This window comes from Burkholderia sp. WP42 (genome assembly GCF_000745665.1).
Lineage (GTDB): Bacteria > Pseudomonadota > Gammaproteobacteria > Burkholderiales > Burkholderiaceae > Burkholderia > Burkholderia vietnamiensis.
This window is the reverse complement of sequence record NZ_KN050724.1, coordinates 210,604-227,154: the sequence shown is the minus strand read 5'-3', so window position 1 is coordinate 227,154 and position 16,551 is coordinate 210,604. Positions and strand designations below refer to the sequence as shown.

Here is a 16,551-nt window from a genome sequence, read left to right as displayed (position 1 = left end):
CGTGCCGACGGTGATCGGCGCGGTCCAACGAATCCCGCCACGATGCGCAGGCCCGTCGGTTTCTCTCACAGCGCACCGTGCAACGCGACGTGAGGCACGCCCCCGGCGAATCTGCCGCCCTGAATCGATGACGCTGTCAAACGAGAAATCTGGAAATCCATATAGATAAAAAGCGGATCGAGAGCTGCGGCTTGCACCGTATGGACACCGATGCGTTTGATGCACGCGACAAAGGACTCTTCCAGCTTTTGCACTATATCGAAACGTGCGTCGTCGCGAATATTTGCCGACTGGCAATCTTGCTTGCCGCAGCCGTGCTGCGTGGCCAGTGACAGAATCGTTCAAGCATGAATTCGTATTTACTAATTCGTAACCCGAATTGACGGTGACCGGAAGGCAGGCAGAGGAAGATGACGCAAGCAGCACTTTTCAGAACGAGCCATACCATTGCATTCGCGGGCGCGTTGTTGGCGACGACAAGTTCCGCGACGCAGGCGCAGAGCGCCGTCCAGCTGTCGGGGATCATCGACGCGGGCATTGCGTACGTGAACGATAGCGGCAATACCCACGGGCATCAGAGCGCGTGGCAGGCAAAGAGCGGGGACATCAACGGTAGCCGCTGGATCCTGTCGGGCAGGGAAGACCTCGGGGGAGATCTGAACGCGGCGTTCATGCTGGCGAACGGCTTTGCGCCGATGACGGGCACGGCTTCGCAGCAGGGCCGGCTGTTCGGATTCCAGTCCTGGGTTGCGTTGCAATCGCAACAGCTCGGCTCGCTGATTGCGGGGCGCCAGTTCGACGAGGTCGTGCAGTTCGTCGAACCGTTTTCCCTGGGAGGGACGCGATATGGCGGCACGGCGTTCGCGCACGTCTTCGACAACGACAACCTCGACAACTGGACGCGCATCAACAACTCGGTCAAGTACGTGAGCCCGCTGCTGGGCGGCCTCAAGCTGGGTGTGCTGTATGGCTTTTCGAACCGGGCCGGCGGCTTCGACGACAACCGCGCGTATAGCCTCGGCGCGTCGTATCAATACGGCAATCTCGATCTGGGCGCGGGCTATGTGCAGTTCAACAACGCATCGAACCTCTCCAGTGCCAACGTGAACGGCGCGGCACCGGCCGGCGCACCATTCAACGCGGCGCGCCAGCGCACCTGGGCCGCGGGTGGGCTGCTTCATTTCGGCAACGGTGCGGCCGGCTTCGTGCTCAGCGAGACGCGCCTCGATCACGCCACGTCGATCAACGACGTCGTGGACACGGCGGTCAGCCTGCCGGGCGACGATGTGCGGTTTCAGAACGTCGAGGTGAACGTGCGCTACAGCGTGCTGCAGAACTGGGACGTTTCGGCCGGTTATACGTTTACCGCGGGGCGCTTCGCGACGCCGGCGGGCGTTCGTTATCCGAAGTGGCATCAGGTCGGCATCGTCAACACCTACTTCCTCTCGCCGACGACGGACATCTACGCCGAGGCGGTCTATCAACGGGCCAATCAACTGGCCGGAACAGGTATCCGTGGCGCGCAGATCGCCAATTTTTCACGGGCGTCCGGCGCGAACCAGCTCATTGCGTCACTCGGTTTGCGACGCCGGTTCTGATCGTCTCGCCGGATGGGCACCTGTGGTGGATGCCGCGCGTTTTTCGTGGGCGGCTTGCATCCTGCGGCGAGTGGATACGCGAAGCGCTGCCGATTATGACTAAGGCCGGTACACGACGCCGGATCCATCTACGCCGCGAGCGGCACGCCGTCGTCGAGCGTGGACCGGTTGGCGTGCAGCGTGATGCAAGGTCGCCGATCATGATCGCGCTCATGTAACGCGTATTCGACGCTATTTCAGTATCGGTCGAGCGCTGCCTGCAGCATGCGCAGTCGGGTTTTGCCGTCCGGCATGAAGTTCGTGCCGAAGCGCACGAGCCCTGCCTGATGCAAATGACAGGCCATCGTGAAGCTGATCAACATACCAGGCTCGGGCGGATGAATTTCGATTTCTATTCGCTTCAGACGCGGTTCGTAAGCGAGCAGGGTCGCCTCGATCGCGCGCCGCAGCTTGTGCGCCGAGGACGGCAGATGCCGATAGATCTCCGACAGGTCGTCTAGGCCGTAGTCCGGAAGGTGCGCGAGAGACCCGCGCCGACTATTCAGGATGCGCTCGATGTTGTCGCGCACCGACAGGAAAACCTGCACTTCTGACGCGAAGTCGTCCACGCCAGAGCCGTCAGCGAAGTGCCCGGTAATCCGCTCGAATAAGCCAGGTCCTACCCACATCGTGGAGTTCCTTTATTGCGCGATCTGCGCAATCGACGCGATGAACCATCGATCGACCATGAACCAGGCGACGCCGACGGCGACGCACGAGGCGACCACCCAAGTCAGCGGAGAAATGCGCAGCGGGCGGGCGTTGGTGCGGTTCACCACGATCGAAGCAGGCGCTGCGTGGTTGTCCTCCGCTGCGGTCGTGCGCCCGAGTCGTTCGTCGAGGGTGCGAATAAGCGCCGCACGCGCTGTACTCCCGTCCATCGCAAACCGTCCGGTGAAGCCAAGCGACAGCACCGCGGCGAATATCGCAAGTAGCACCCGCGGCGACCGTGGCTCGAGCAAGCGATCCTCGATGCGTCGTACCAATTCCTCGCCGGCATCGTTTCTCGAGAAACGTTCCTCCTGGAGCGGCCGCTTCTCCCAGCTTTCGCGAGCTTCTCCCGTGAGGTGCTTCAATGCGGCCTCGTCGAGCAGCGCGCACAGCGCGTAGACCGCATCGTTGATCCCGTGATCCGGGAGGCCTCGCAAGCCCAGATCGGAGCGCAGTTGGTCGATCTGCGTGTTGCATTGGCCTCGAAGCGCGTCGAACGAAAGCGGCTCTTCGGCCAGTGCGGTGACCGTGCGTGCCGTGTCGCGTAACGCAACCGGGAGCAGGGGCGAATCTGCCATCGTCACCGCACTCATGACGGCAATACCGCATACAGCTCGAGCGACGCTTCAGGAATCGACGCCGGCACGTAGATCTGGCAGGCATGCGCGTCGATCATCCGCTTGAACGCGGCATCGTTGCTGTCCAGCGCGAAGTACTGGTTTTCTATCCGCACGGGAATCGCGGCAGGCAGGCGCGACATCGGTCGCAGTGCGATGCCGAGCAGTGCGGAATTGACGATCTGCTCGACTTCGTCCGGTGCGCCGACCTTGCAGAGGCGCGGCAGGTGCTCGATGAGGGCGTGTGCGGGCATGGCGGCCTGAACCGACAGATAGTATTCAGCGCCTTCCGTCAGCCGCTCGTCGTTGATTCGGCCGAGCCATGTGGTCGCGCGCACGCGCTCGAGTGCAATCGGCACGACTCGGGACGGAATCACGGCGTCGAGCAGTGTTCTGATCAGCGATTCGAGCTCGGCAAACATCGGCTCCGGCGCGTGGTGATCGTATAGCGGAATCGCCTGGAGCGACTCGGTCGTAGAGAACGTCAGCAGTGAGCCGGCCAAGCGGGCGAGCACGGCGTAGAGCCGTTCCGGATGCTGGTCCGGCGCCTGTACGAGACGGGCGAGTTCGGGCCAGGTGCTATTCACGCTATGTAACAGCCAGAAGAGCGCCACGTCGGACACGGCGAAATCGGCGATCTGATCCGAGCGCTCTTTGCGGCGCACCGCAAGGCTGGCGCTCTTGGCAGACAGGATTTCGGAGATGCGCTGCGCGCGATGCACGAGGCGATCGCTCGCCGACAGGAACAGGCACGGCGGGACGAAGCTCTTGTCCTGTTCGAACCGCCCTTGTGGCGTGCGCACGAGCCGCGCGATCGGACAGGTGACGTAGTCTCCGGCCTGCTCGAAGTCGAACAGAAGGGCTACCACGTTGCGCTCGACACTGATTTCTTCCTGTCCGTCGCCGTTCAGATCGGCAACGTGCTTGTATTCGCGGGTCACGCGCCGCGGCCGCGCAGGCTTTTCGCCGGGTTCGACGCAGTTGCCGCCCTGAGCGTCCATCAGTGCTACACCAGCAAGCACGGTCACACTGTCGACCGTTGTCGGCACGTCGTCGAGACTGCGTGCCGCAGGAAGCCAGTCGGCCGTTTCACTATCGATCAGCGTACCGTCCGGCAGGCGCAGCCCGAGCGCCGTGCACTGCAGTCGATTGACGCTCAGTGCTTCGCTGTCGAGCGCAACGTTGACGGCACCCCAAGCGTCGGGGCTCGCGATACGTGCTACACGGTCATGGACGTATTGTTCCCATATCGCCTGCTGCTGGAAGTGCTGCGGCGTCATGAAAATCCCCTTGGCCCACAGCGGTCTGGTTATCTTCATCTTGTTGGTTGTTCTGGAATGGAAGTAGCGGTGTAGAGGTGCGCGACGGAACGCGTTCAATGTTTCGCTTTCGGCATCTGCGAAACCAGGGAGAGGTTGATGTCGACGCCCTCGATCTGAAAATGCGGGACGATGAATAGCTTGATGCGGAAGAACCCCGGGTTGTCCTCGATGTCCTCGACCGTGACCTTGGCCTGCCGCAGCGGGTGTGCCGCCTGAAGTTCATCGCCGGGATCGGTCATTTCCGTGACAAGCGATTTAATCCAGGTATTCAGCTCGAGCTCCAGCAATCGGCTATCGCGCGTTGTGCCGATGTTTTCGCGCTGGATGAGCTTCAGGTAATGCGCGATCCGTGACAGCAAGAAGATGTACGGTAAGCGGGCATTGATCCGGCTATTCGCGGAGGCGTCGCGTGCATCGTAAGATCGCGGCCGTTGCGTTGAATGCGCCGAGAAGAAACACGTTTGATCGTGATTACGGGTATACGAAAGGGGAATTAGGCCGATATCGGCAAATTCATTCTCGCGAGTTTCTGAAATCAATGCGTCGGTGGAAATCTTACCCAGTTGCCCGGCGCCGAGGTTGTACCGATGCGCGGGAATGTCATTGATGACGCCACCCGCTTGCGGGCCGCGAATCTGCACACACCAACCGTTTCGTACGAAGCTGCGCACGATATTGACCGCAAAAGCGAACGCCGCGCTTGTCCACAGATATGCGCTGCGACCAGATTCCCTGACATTCTCGGTGTAATTGAATGCGCGCACGGGCGTCGTATCGAATCCGTACGGCAAACGTGCAAGGAATCGCGGCATTGTGAGCGCGATGTAGCGTGCGTCCTCAGTTTCGCGGAAGCCCTTCCACTTCAGGTATTCGGCTCGCTCGAACCAGCTCGGCAGATCGCGGATGCCTGCGACGGCTTCCATCGTGGTTTTCCCGAAGAACGCAGGCGAGACGGCGCCGATGAACGGCATATGGGCCGCGGCCGCGACTTTCGAGATATTGCGCAATAGTGCGATGTCCGGGCCGCCGTGATCGAATTCAAAGGCCGAGACGATCGCGGCGATGGGCTGCCCGCCCGGCATGTCGTATTCGCCGACGTATGTCAGCCGGAACAGGCCACTCTGGATGATGTCCGGTGCATCTTCGAAGTCTTGACGCAGCGCTTCTTTCGAGACATCAAGCACTTCGATTTTGACGTTTTGTCGAAAATCAGTCCGGTCCACCAGGAATTGCAGGCCGCGCCACGTCGATTCGAGTGTCTGAAATGCGCAGTGGTGGAGGATGGCATCGAGCTGTCTGCCGAGTTGATCGTCCAATTCAGCCAGATACCAATCGATCAAATCGGAATCGATGCACGCAATCGTATTTATGCGCATTTCAGAAGAAAATTTTGCGTCGGCGTATTGGTCGCACTGAGCGCCTTCACTCATCGGACGTTGCATCTGGCATGGCCGGATAACAGAGGAATGCGACATATAGCATGGCAAACATCTTAAAAATAGCGAAATACGTGAACAATTGTCAGACTTCGGACAAATACAACAAACGGCCTGAGTAATGCACGCTCGCTCTTCCACGACAAGTGCGAGTGTAGTTACTGTTCTTCCTCGGCTCTGAGCGCGATGCAGGTGTTTAGCAGCGCTATCTGGATACGGGGTTACAACAATGTCGAACCTGTTTGACGATACGAGGCGGTTCGTATCGGACTTGACCGGGGTGTCGGGGCGTCAGGCATATTTCTTCGAGGTGCCGGGGACCGAGAGCGCGGTTGCACTCTCGGTCGTGTCGGTGATGGCGGTCGAGCGGATGGGATATCCCACCGAGGTGCGAGTGGTGCTCACGCATCCGCTGCAGCTGGCCCGCACTGACTATCTGAATCGCGACGCGGTCTGCACGATCGTGCCTGACGATGGTGTGCCACATCGTTTCTCCGGTTTTATCGCGCGCTTCTCGACGCTGCAGACCACCGCGGACTTCACCAAGTACGAGATCGTGCTGAAGTCGCACTTCGCGCGACTGGAAGCGGTGAGCACCAGCCGTATCTACCAGCACCAGACGACGCCGCAGATCATTGAGGCAGTGCTGCGCAGCCATGGCTTGGAAGGCCACCAGTTCGCATTCCGGCTGCGCCGCGAGTATCCGAAGCACCTGTTCCGCTTCCAGTACAAGCTCGACGACCTGTCGTATGTTCAGATGCTGATGCAGAAGGCCGGCATCTACAGCTACATCGTCGAGACCGAGCATGGCGATCAGGTGGTGTTTGCCGACGACGTCGACCATTACCAGTGGGACCCGCACTTGACGGCGGCGTATCGCGAGACTGCGGGGCTGGAGGCGACCGGCGCCGAGGCGGTGACCGCACTCAAGACGCATACGGTGACCGTGCCGCAGTCGTTTGTCGTGGCCGATTACAACCCCGAGCAGGCGTGGGAGCGTTTCCGGGACGACGCAAACGTTGCACCGCAGGATCCGACCACGTACGGCCAGACCTACGTCTACGGCACTCACCATCTCGATCAGGACGGCGCGAAATGGGAGGCGCAACTGCGCCATGAAGCGGCGATCGCATGGCAGATCGTGTACGAAGGCGAGAGCAACGTGCTGGCGCTGCAGGCCGGGCGCGTGCTGAATCTCGACACGGTATTGCCCGATGCACCCGACGGACAGGTGGTGATCGAAGTGACGCATAGCGGCGCGCGCGATCGGGCTTACTCGAACAGCTACATCGCAATTCCCGCTAACCGGCGCTTCCGGCTCCAGCTCGAAGACGCGAAGTGGCCGAAGATTGCCGGGACGCTGAGCGCTCGGGTGACGAGCCCCGACAAGTACAAATACGCTTACCTGACCGGGGCAGGCTACTACACGGTTCGATTCGACGTGGACTTCGCGGACTGGCCGGCGGGCGGGGAAAGCGTGCCGCTGCGGCTGGCGAAGCCCTTCGCGGGCAAGTTGCAGACGGGCTTCCACTTCCCGGCGCTGGACAACGATGAAGCGGTGATCGCGTTCCGGGACGCGGACCCCGACAAGCCGGAGATCATCGGCTTCCACCATCACAGTCAGGCGCGCGATCTGGTGACGAGCGATCGCCGCTGGCTGTCGCGCAACGTGATCCGCACGCAGTCGAACAACAAACTGCGGATGGAGGACTGGGCGGGGCAGGAGGGCGTCAAGCTCAGCACCGAGCATTCGGGAACGAGCCATCTCGATCTTGGCTATCTGGTCAATCAGAGGCTGGAGTATCGAGGCGAAGGATTTGAGCTTCGCACTTCCGGTTACGGCGCAATCCGGGCGGGCAAAGGCCTGCTTGTTTCGGCGGACGACCAGCCCGATGCCGAGGGCAAGCAACTCGACATGAAGGCGGCCTCGACGCAGCTCAAAGAGGCGTTGCAATTGATGCGAAGCCTCGAAAAAGCTGCCCGTTCGGCCCAAGCTCAGGTGAACGCCGTCGAGCAACAGCGGCAGTTGCTTGCCGAGAGATTGGACCGCCTACAGCGTGCGGTCCTATTGGCGACTGCGCCGGAAGGTGTAGCCGTCACTAGCGGCGATCACCTTCAGTTGTCCGCGAAGACGAATCTTACGGCAACTGCGATCGAAAACGTCGATATTGGTGCGGGGAAAAACGTCTCGTTGTCTGCCGCCAACGCAGTATCGATTTTCGCGCAGAACGAAGGGGTCAAGGTCGTAGCTGCGAAAAATGATATTCAGGCCATCGCTCATTCGGGCCAGGTGCTGATGACGTCCGCGAAAGACATGAAACTCGTCAGCGTCGAAGGAGAGCTCCATGCGTTCTCCCGTAACGCAGTCGTCATCTCGTCTGGCGGTGCTTATATCAAACTATCGGGCGGCAATATTGAACTGGGGTGTCCGGGCTCGATCATTTTCAAGCGCGCCGGGACGTTTGCGCAGGGGCCAGCAAGTCTGCACGAATCGTATCCGCCGCTCGCCAATTCTGGGCCTAATTCACGCAAATTCGTACTTCATTATGACGGCCATCCTGACGATGTCATAAAGGGGCAGCGCTACCGCATTCATAAGGAAAACGGGGCGGTGATTGAAGGTGTGAGCAATGACAGCGGAGAAACGAGCGTTGCGCAAAGCGAGATCGCAGAAGTGGTCAGAATTGAACTGCTCGGTAAGGATAAATCGTGATTAAATTATTTAAAAATCGCGTGCGTGACGTAGGCCTAATCGCGGGAAGGCAGCGATTGTTCATGACTGCGTTGATGATGCCACTCTCTTTCACTGGGTCAATGAGTAATGGTCTCTATCGAGGCTATTGCGCTATTCGCTCTAGTCAAAAATACGTCGCCATTCCGTCGCTGGCATTTTCGGAAACACGGGAAATGCTTTTGCATATCAACTATTCTCACGACGGTGAGCGGACGTCTAGAGAAAAAATCTCGCATGGTGAATAACGTAACTATGAAAGTCGCGAAGCCAAAGTTCGCGGCTGAGTCCTCATGTGTTTCGGATGGCGGTGATGTGACGTTGGTGGCTGTTCCTTAACCAATACCGTGTATTTCATCTTCATCTATGGCATTGGCTCGGAGGGAGAGTGGTTTGATGGTGATGAAGTACGGCGAGTTTCATGCAGAGCAAGGTCGTGTTGATGCGTTAAATCAATCTGCTGGGAAAGGAGGGGTAATGCTTGGATTTCTCAAAAATGTTCCGTCCGGGCTGGATTCATTGGCGATGATGGTGCGATTTCGTTTGATCGCAGTGGTGGAAGTGGTCTCTTTGAGGCGAGGATTTATTTCGCCGATTATTTTAGTGTCATTTGCACTGGCGGCGTGCGCTAGTTTCGAGCAACGGAATGTACCTGTATCTTCCGCCGTTGACTTTCGCGAATACGAGGTTTATCGGATCGATAATAATCGCTACATTACGATTCGCAGCAGGCATCCTTGCATCGGCGGGCAAATGGATGGGCAAATTTTTTACTATGACGATAGCAAAAATGTTCGAACGCTTGTTTCATTTACGGGGGGTGAAAACACCGGGGTGTATCGTGGTTATTACGCCGTCCGTTCTTCGTCGAATTATGTTGCGATTCCCTCGAGGTCGGAGTCTGATGTAAGGGGTGGATTGTTGCACATCAATTACTCTCATGATGGGGGGCAAACGTTTCAGTGGTTTTTATTGGGGAATGATGACTCACATTATGCGGTAATTCAAAATGAGAGCGATCTTTATGTTACGAAGATTGATGATAAGGATCCGGCTGGATACTCGGATCGATATGATTATGTTCTAGATATTAATCAAAACGTGGATCCGGATGATTCGCATTATAGCAACACCCCACCAGCTCTCGGAAGATATGGTAAGCCTGTCTCTCGTCAGAAAATTCCATTAAGCATCAAATCTCCGTCTGGGGCTACTCATTGGACTTGCCCGGTGTTGCCTAAGGATGAAATATCGATCAGTAAGTGAATAAATTATGGAAATCGTGAAACCAAAATTTTCGGCTGAATCGGTATGTGTTCCCTGTGACGGTAATACTACGTTAGTGCCGGTTCCTCGCCCAATGCCGTGCGTTGTCATCTTTGTCCACGGTGTCAACTCAGAAGGTGAGTGGTTTGGGGATGCTGAGGTTGGTATAGTTAATGGTCTTAACGAGCGTCTTGGTCGAAGTGATCTCGAGGAAAATGGGTTTTCCAATGATGATCCTCGCTCTCTAAAATCATTGAATTTGAAAAATAGTCCGGTTATAAGATTTTACTGGGGGTATCGTGCACCCAAAGACCAAACGAATGCGGGAACGTTTCCGTGGCGTATTCCGCTCAAAACCCGGCTCGAGGCGAAGATAACGCCGAATAGTGCTCCCTACGCTTACCCGGCGTATTCATACAGACCAGATTCGCATCGTCCATCCACGCCGAATGTCCGTGGTGCCACATACTATTGGGGTGGTGGCCCTTTCCAGAATGGGACTAGCGCGCTGAGTATGTCGTGGTACGACGGCTTTAACCCGCACGTATTTGGTATCAATATCGGCAGTCCAATCATTAATCCGGAGCGCGACCGACCACTCAATGCCTGCCCCAAGCGCACCTACTACGTAAATGCCTCCAAGCGGCTCGCGAAGCTGATCGATACCATTTACGACAAGCATCCCAAAGATACGATCGCTGTCGTCAGTCACAGCCAAGGTACGATGATTGCGTCCCTTGCGATGTTTTACGTCAAGAAGGTCCCGGACACACTGTTCCTGTGTAACTCGCCATACCGGCTTAATGAGACCGCTATGGATGATTTCCAGATGGGAGACAAGGCACCTACTACAAAAGCGCGCGTCAAGACATTTTTCAATATGCTTGATCGCTTTCAGCAATCCCAGGCTGACGCCGAGGCCAAGGTGACACCCGAACAACTCGACGGCGTCGGCGGCTGGCTCGACAAGGCTTCGGTCATGCAGTCTTCTCGACCGGGCAGGATGTCTACGGGCGAGCAGCATGGCGGGACGGAGAGCGATGCCGAACTGGTACTCGAGGATCAGGCCGATGCCAAGCTCAAATGGAGCCCATCGATCCCGACCGAGGAGCCTGTTCAGGGCGACGCGATTTCAAGCCATCACAATCATGGGCGCGTGTTCATTTACTTCTCGCCACATGATCGCGTGATGGGATCGACGCCGCTTCAAAGTATAGGTTGGAAGGGCGTGGGCAAGAGTTTGCCTGATCCGGATCGTCCTCAATCTTTCGCCAAGATTGACCCTTTCGCCAAGTACAAGGGCGTGCTTTATCAGCGGCAATTCATGCGCTCGTCTGAAGTGGGCGGTGCACCCTGTGCGGAAACCTCCCGCTACCCGTCCAAGGGAGGAGGGCCGTGGAATCCGAAGCCTCCAAAAATCATGGGCGTCAAGGATGAGTTGACCGCCATCGATCCAAACGAGACGGTTAACGTCAATGGTCCTAAGGTTCCGTACCCTGTGCCGGCATACGATATGAATAACTTCGACGAAAATCACGAACTGGAAAACCATAAGACGCTCGCCACCGACGACGATTACAAATACTACAAGGAACTTTACGAAGATAAACCGAAGTATGTACCCGAGGCGACTTCACCTTACGACGTATCAAGCCAGACACGTTCGCGGCCCCAGACACCGAAAGAAGTGAACGATGAATTTGAGGCGACAATCGCCACGCCAACCAATCACAGCACGATTCTAAAGTACGGGAGGGGTATGCTCGTCGAACGCATTCTCGCCTACGACCTACCCATAGGTCGTGCCGACAGCTTCGCCGATCGCCCCTTCTGGAAACAGTTGCTAAAGATGGCTGATTGGCTCGAGGAAGATCCGGAATACGAGCAAGGTGGCGACTACGAAAATGCGGGTATTGCCCCGGAGGGCGTCGACTGCGAAACCAACGGTGACGTCCACGCGCGGTCGATTTATGCAAAATCTTGAGTTCAACTACTTAGACGTCTATGGCTATTGATGTCGACGCTCTTCCTCCGCGCATCGAATCGTACCCGCAGCCGCCATCGCTGCTGGTCTGGTCGATTATTTTCGTCGCCTGCACGGTGGGAGGCGGTACCGCTGCGCTCTTGGTCTGGCCCAAGCGGTTTCCTACTGCGACGCCCGTCTTCTGGATTGCCATAGTGATTGTCCCGCTTTTGGTGGCGGCTATCGTGACCCTCGTCCCTTTCCTGCGTCATGCCGGAAAGGTGCGCGCAATCACGTCATGGAATGATCGACGCGATCGCTATGTCGCGGGCGTGTTTGACGAGGAGAGTCGGCCTATAGCCGTGCTCGGAAGCTTCTGCCGATTTCCGGTCCACGATGCACGTAGTCCGGTTTCGAAAGTCGCTTCGGGGGAGATCGTTCTCGTTCCTCAACAGACGCCGGACAAAACTGCCACCGTTGCCGCGCGTTGGTTTGCGGCACCGGAGTTTTCCATCGAAACCGAGCCGCGTGAGTACGACGCGGATCGACAACGCGTCTTGTTGTTGGACCTCCTTTCCGGGATCCTCGATGCACTCGAACCCCGGATCGGCGCATTACCTGCGGCTCTGCCACTGAAAGTTGCGCTATTCATCGACGCGCCGTCGTTTGATGACGATATTCGCCAACATTTTCGGTCGTTCTGGAACGCCCGCGCGTTGCGTGCGTTCACGTTCGATGCCGAACAGAGCATCCCAGGCCTGATGTCGCTAGACCGGTGGTTGGACAGGCAGGCCGATAGCAATCCGGATTACGCGATGCTGCTGGTAACCATTCAGTTGCATGACCTGGTCACTCAATCTCCGCCGCCTGGCAGTGGCGAAGCCGCAATCGCGCTGCTAATGGCCCGGCACGACGTCGGAGAGCGTCCTCGACTCGGTGCCTCGGCGTATCTCCATCGTCCTAGACAGGGCACTCTTGCCTCGCTTCAGCAAGCGTTGTCGCTTGCGTTGAAATGGGGCAAAGCTAAACCAGCGGACATTCAACATCTGTGGCATACGGGCTTCGATAAGGTCGGGCAACAGGCGTTGATGGCGGCGGCGCGCACAGAAAAAGTTGCCCTGGTGGAAAGCCAGCAAGTGCCGGGCGAACACAATGTCGACCGTATCGTCGGCGACGCGGGTATTGCTGCCGACTGGTTCGCGCTCGCCTGTGCAGTCGAGTTTGCGCAGTCATTTGGTGGCCCGCAACTGGTGGCAAGGCACAACGAAGCCAACAGCATTGTGTCGGTCGTTCGTCCGGCCGTACCTTCTTCTCTTGAACCCAGTCTCTAATGGACCGCAAATTCTGGCTTGAACTCCTTTTTGTGGCGCTAGCGACCGCACTTGCAGCTCTGGGCATATGGCTCCTCGTGGAACTGGGCGGGATCAATACCGCTGATGCCGAGCGACTTGCGTGGTTGGTGCTGCTGGCCGTTGCGCTTCTGGTGCTCGTCGGTGTAATCGTGAGCTGGCGTATGCGCCATCGTTCCGCAGACGGCCGACTTGCGGGCTGGCCCGGTGTACGGCAAGCCGATTCTTTGGTCGAGGCCACCGACAAAAACACTCGCGCTCTGGCAGACCTGTCCCAGGTTTTGCGTTCGCGTTACGGCTTGCGCTGGCGCTATCGTTTGCCGTGGTTCCTCGTTGCTGGCGACGCCGCGACCATCGGGCGGTTTTCGCCCGAACTCAACGAGCAGGGATGGCTCCTTGCCGACGACGCAGTGCTGTTGTGTGCGCAAATCAAGGCCGACGGTAGGGTCGACGATATGTGGTTGACGCAGATCCGCCGCCATCGCACCGCCCGCCCCATCGATGCAATCGTGCTGGTACTCGACGAATCGACGATTCTGCCCGACTCGGTCCGAGGCACGAGCAGCCCCTGGGGCCTCCACCTCGCGCGCATCAGCAACTTGCTGAGGTGGGCCGCGCCAGTATTTGTGCTCGACCTTGCGGGTTCGGATGCCGTTCATCGTGCGGACACTCCCGTGAATGGCTGCGAGCTTTCACGAGCGAGCGATGCATCCGCCGTCGAAACCGCGCTACTCGAATTACGCAATCGATTGGCCGACGTCAGTGTCGGCCAGCTCGCGCACAACCCTGCCGACCGCTACGCGTCAGATCTCTCGACCCGTCTCGATACGCGTAGCGCACCGCTGGCTCGCTGGATCGCGAGTTTGTCCGACTGGCAACGTCGTGCCCAACCGGTTGCCGGTGTGATGTTCGCACCGTGGCCGGCATCCGGAGCGACGACAACGGGCACCGACAGTCTTCACTTTCCGTTGTGGCGCTATCTGACCGATGCAGCCAAGCGTACGCCGGGCCGCCGTACGGCGACGCATCCTCTCACGATGGTCTCGGGAATCGCGCTGGCGGCCGTCGGACTGTGGGGCGCCGGCATGCTCATCTCGGGCCTGACGAATGCCCGCGGCCTGGCGCTGACGAATGACGTGCTTCGCACGTTCAATGGCGCCAACAGTCCGGCGACCCGTCTGCGCGCCTTGCTCGCGCTCCAGCAGCGCATCGAGTTCTACGAAGCGCGCGTCGAGCGTCCGACGCTGTTCTCGCGCTTCGGCCTGAATCACGATCAGGACGTGCTCACCGCGTTATGGAAGCCCTATGTGCGCGAAGCGCGCCCGCAACTGCTTGCGCCCGTGCAACAGGACATCGAAGGGCAACTGGTCGATCTCACGCAGATGCCGACCGCCCAAGTCGATGACCAGGTCAATCGCCTCGCTCGCGACGGTCACGCCACGCTCAAGACGTACCTGATGATGGCGGACCCGTCGCGCGCCGATGCGGCGTTCATGACGCCGCAACTGGTGCGCCATTGGAACGGCGGCATCGGACTGTCTCCGGGCGAAAAGCTCGACCTGTCGCAGCGGCTGCTGGCGTTCTACGCGCAGCACCTCGGCGCGCATCCCGACTGGCGCATCGCCGCGCGTGACGAGCTCGTCGCGGGCGCCCGCCAGACCTTGCTCGCCGTGATCGGCGTGAAAAACTCGGAAGACATGATCTATCAGGGCATCCTCGAATCGGTCGGTCGCAAGTACCCGGACCAGACGCTCGCGTCTCTGACCGATGGCACCGACACGCGCGGACTGCTGAAAACCACGGCCAGCGTGCCCGGCGCGTACACGCGTCAGGCATGGGACGGGACCATCGAGGCCGCGATCGACGACATGGCGAAACGCAATGGCGTGACGGCCGACTGGGTGCTCGGCGCGACCGGCGCCAATCGCAACGCGTCGGCCGCGACGCCCGAGGCGCTGCGCGCGTCGTTGCGCACGCGCTACTTCGCGGACTATGCGGACCGTTGGCAAACCTTCATGAACAGCATCACGTGCGAACCGGCGCGGACCTTGCCGGCCGCCGTCGCGCAGTTGAAACTCATCGCCGATTCGCGGCAGTCGCCGGTGATCTCGCTGATGAAGTCGCTCGAGTTCCAGGGCGGAGCGGGCGTCGTGAAGACATCGCTGTCCGACACCCTGGTGAACAAGGCGCAGAACATGTTCGCGAGCAAGGACAATGCGCCGCAGCCGGCCGCGCCCGACCCGGCCGGCCCGCTCGGCGTGTCGTTCGGCCCCGTGTTGCATCTGATCGCACCGGGGAACGCTGCGACGGCAGGCGCAACGAGCGACCTGAGCCTGCAGCGTTTCATCGAACGCATCACGATGCTGCGTCTGAAGCTGCAACAAATCGCTGACAGCCCGGACGCCGATAGCGAGTCGCGACAAGTCGCGCAGTCGCTGTTCCAAGGCAAGAGTTCGGAACTGGCCGACACGCTCGCCTATGCGCAGCTTGTCGCCGCCAGTCTCGGCGAGCAGTGGGCGGGGATGGGGCAGTCGCTGTTCGTGCAGCCGGTCACGCAAGCCACTCAGGCCATTCTGGAGCCGGCACAGGCGAGCTTGAACGACGCATGGCGCCAGACCGTCGTCGCGAGCTGGAACCGCTCGTTTGCCGGCCGCTATCCGTTCGCCAACACCAACAACGACGCATCGTTGCCCGAGCTGTCGCGCTTCCTGCGACCGCAGGGCGGCTTGGTCGGCTCGTTCCTCGCCACGCAGCTGGCGGGCGTGCTGACGTTGCAGGGCGACCAATGGGTGCCGGCATCGAGCGGTTCGGGCGCGAGCAGCGCGGCGCGCACGATCGATCCGGCCTTTCTCAATGCGATCAACATGCTGCAGCGGATCGCCAATCACCTGCTGGCGCAGGGCGAGCCGCAGTACGCATTCGACCTCAAACCGGTACCCAGCCTCGGCGTGACGGACACGCGCCTGACGGTAGACGGTCAAAAGCTGCACTACTACAACCAGCAGGAGACGTGGCAGACGTTCACGTGGCCGTCGAACGAGCCGCAGAAGGCCGGCACGCGTCTCGAATGGCAGACCGAGCGAGCGGGCACGAACCTGAACATGGAATTCGGCGGCCGGTGGGCGCTGGTCCGGCTGCTGGAGCGAGCACACGTGAGCCCGGTGGATACGGCCACCTATCTGATCACTTGGCAGGCCGCGCCGCAGGCGCCGCAGTCGAAGGCAGGCGCCGCGAAGACGGACGATGGCGAGTCGTTGACCGCGCAGGCGCCGCTCGCTCCCGCGCCGGCATCGCTGGCGTATCCGCTCACCTATTTGATGCGTACCGATGTCGGCAAGGGGCCGCTCGAACTGCTGGCGTTGCGCGGGTTCGCATTGCCTTCACGCGTCTTTGTGCCCCGAACGACGCCGTCCCGAGCGGCCGGTACGGCGTTGCAGCCGCCGCCGCTTCCGCCGGGCGCGCTCGCCGCGGCGCGCCACGCGTCCGTGCCGATCCCCGGCGGGGCGCTGCCCGAATGAC

Annotated in this window: 11 protein-coding genes; 6 read left to right on the top strand and 5 right to left on the bottom strand. The window is 59.5% G+C overall.

Features of this window, described 5'->3' with window-relative positions:
- Positions 1 to 65: 65 nt before the first annotated feature.
- Positions 66 to 254, bottom strand: coding sequence for a hypothetical protein (locus EX20_RS32280; RefSeq protein ID WP_072465314.1), 189 nt, complete (start codon positions 252 to 254; stop codon positions 66 to 68).
- Between the two features lie 156 nt (positions 255 to 410).
- Between EX20_RS32280 and EX20_RS25645 the strand changes: the two genes are divergently transcribed.
- Positions 411 to 1,598 carry a porin gene (locus EX20_RS25645; protein ID WP_034195162.1) on the top strand — a complete coding sequence of 396 codons (1,188 nt, stop codon included), beginning with the start codon at positions 411 to 413 and terminating at the stop codon, positions 1,596 to 1,598.
- 236 nt (positions 1,599 to 1,834) lie between these two features.
- On the opposite strand, the gene tssE is transcribed toward EX20_RS25645, so the two are convergent.
- The 4 genes from tssE to tssC are packed head-to-tail and all read right to left on the bottom strand — an operon-like array spanning position 1,835 to position 5,663.
- Entirely contained in the window at positions 1,835 to 2,266 is a 432-nt protein-coding gene (tssE, locus tag EX20_RS25640) for a type VI secretion system baseplate subunit TssE (protein WP_011882424.1), read from the bottom strand.
- A gap of 12 nt (positions 2,267 to 2,278) precedes the next feature.
- Positions 2,279 to 2,941, bottom strand: a complete 663-nt coding sequence (locus tag EX20_RS25635) for a DotU family type IV/VI secretion system protein (protein ID WP_011882423.1) — start codon at positions 2,939 to 2,941, stop codon at positions 2,279 to 2,281.
- Positions 2,938 to 4,284, bottom strand: coding sequence for a type VI secretion system baseplate subunit TssK (tssK, locus tag EX20_RS25630; RefSeq protein ID WP_072465318.1), 1,347 nt, complete (start codon positions 4,282 to 4,284; stop codon positions 2,938 to 2,940). The genes EX20_RS25635 and tssK overlap by 4 nt, the downstream gene beginning before the upstream one ends.
- A 56-nt stretch (positions 4,285 to 4,340) precedes the next feature.
- Entirely contained in the window at positions 4,341 to 5,663 is a 1,323-nt protein-coding gene (tssC, locus tag EX20_RS25625; RefSeq protein WP_034195160.1) for a type VI secretion system contractile sheath large subunit, read from the bottom strand.
- 289 nt (positions 5,664 to 5,952) lie between these two features.
- Here tssC and EX20_RS25620 point away from each other — a divergent pair, with 289 nt between their 5' ends.
- From EX20_RS25620 to EX20_RS25605, 5 genes are all read left to right on the top strand, one after another.
- Entirely contained in the window at positions 5,953 to 8,436 is a 2,484-nt protein-coding gene (locus EX20_RS25620; protein ID WP_034195159.1) for a type VI secretion system Vgr family protein, read from the top strand.
- A 414-nt stretch (positions 8,437 to 8,850) separates the two neighbouring features.
- The gene (locus EX20_RS31410) at positions 8,851 to 9,720 is read left to right on the top strand and encodes a T6SS immunity protein Tli3 family protein (protein ID WP_230939056.1); all 870 of its coding nucleotides are present in this window, start codon (positions 8,851 to 8,853) and stop codon (positions 9,718 to 9,720) included.
- Positions 9,721 to 9,727: 7 nt separating this feature from the next.
- Positions 9,728 to 11,704 carry a T6SS effector phospholipase Tle3 domain-containing protein gene (locus EX20_RS25615; protein WP_014725202.1) on the top strand — a complete coding sequence of 659 codons (1,977 nt, stop codon included), beginning with the start codon at positions 9,728 to 9,730 and terminating at the stop codon, positions 11,702 to 11,704.
- A 20-nt stretch (positions 11,705 to 11,724) separates the two neighbouring features.
- Positions 11,725 to 13,014 (top strand): hypothetical protein, encoded by a 1,290-nt coding sequence (locus tag EX20_RS25610; RefSeq protein ID WP_034195158.1) that lies wholly within the window; start codon positions 11,725 to 11,727, stop codon positions 13,012 to 13,014.
- Entirely contained in the window at positions 13,014 to 16,550 is a 3,537-nt protein-coding gene (locus EX20_RS25605; RefSeq protein WP_034195157.1) for an ImcF-related family protein, read from the top strand. The genes EX20_RS25610 and EX20_RS25605 overlap by 1 nt, the downstream gene beginning before the upstream one ends.
- The last annotated feature ends 1 nt before the right edge of the window (position 16,551 follow it).

Coding starts and splice junctions, on each gene's coding strand:
- EX20_RS25615 (WP_014725202.1), top strand. CDS start 9,728: ATGGAAATCGTGAAACCAAAATTTTCGGCTGAATCGGTATGTGTTCCC.
- EX20_RS25610 (WP_034195158.1), top strand. CDS start 11,725: ATGGCTATTGATGTCGACGCTCTTCCTCCGCGCATCGAATCGTACCCG.
- EX20_RS25645 (WP_034195162.1), top strand. CDS start 411: ATGACGCAAGCAGCACTTTTCAGAACGAGCCATACCATTGCATTCGCG.
- EX20_RS25620 (WP_034195159.1), top strand. CDS start 5,953: ATGTCGAACCTGTTTGACGATACGAGGCGGTTCGTATCGGACTTGACC.
- tssK (WP_072465318.1), bottom strand. CDS start 4,284: ATGAAGATAACCAGACCGCTGTGGGCCAAGGGGATTTTCATGACGCCG.
- EX20_RS31410 (WP_230939056.1), top strand. CDS start 8,851: ATGGTGATGAAGTACGGCGAGTTTCATGCAGAGCAAGGTCGTGTTGAT.
- EX20_RS25635 (WP_011882423.1), bottom strand. CDS start 2,941: ATGAGTGCGGTGACGATGGCAGATTCGCCCCTGCTCCCGGTTGCGTTA.
- tssC (WP_034195160.1), bottom strand. CDS start 5,663: ATGCGCATAAATACGATTGCGTGCATCGATTCCGATTTGATCGATTGG.
- tssE (WP_011882424.1), bottom strand. CDS start 2,266: ATGTGGGTAGGACCTGGCTTATTCGAGCGGATTACCGGGCACTTCGCT.
- EX20_RS25605 (WP_034195157.1), top strand. CDS start 13,014: ATGGACCGCAAATTCTGGCTTGAACTCCTTTTTGTGGCGCTAGCGACC.